Below are 290 nucleotides of genomic sequence, written 5' to 3'. Positions count from 1 at the left end.
GTACGGGCACCTTCTCCTGGCTAGAGGCTTTTCTTGGCAGTGTGAGATCATGACCTTCGCTACTGTAATTTTCGCTCCCCATCACAGCCCAGCCTTAATGATGTGCGGATTTGCCTACACATCAGCCTCACTGCTTAGACGGACATATCCATCAGTCCGCGTCACTACCCTCCTGCGTCACCCCATCGCTCGTAGCGGATTACGGTGGTACAGTAATTTCAAACTGTTGTCCTTCGACTACGCCTTTCGGCCTCGCCTTAGGTCCCGACTTACCCTGAGCGGACGAGCCT

General features: G+C 54.1%; 1 rRNA gene. It reads right to left on the bottom strand.

The annotated features are described in order from the left end of the window. Positions 1-290: ribosomal RNA gene (locus tag UQ64_RS27140) — 23S ribosomal RNA — on the bottom strand; the annotation flags it as partial.

The sequence above is a fragment of the Paenibacillus etheri genome, from assembly GCF_001012825.1.
GTDB classification, from domain to species: domain Bacteria; phylum Bacillota; class Bacilli; order Paenibacillales; family Paenibacillaceae; genus Paenibacillus_AQ; species Paenibacillus_AQ etheri.
This window is presented reverse-complemented; position numbering and strand designations above follow the sequence as displayed.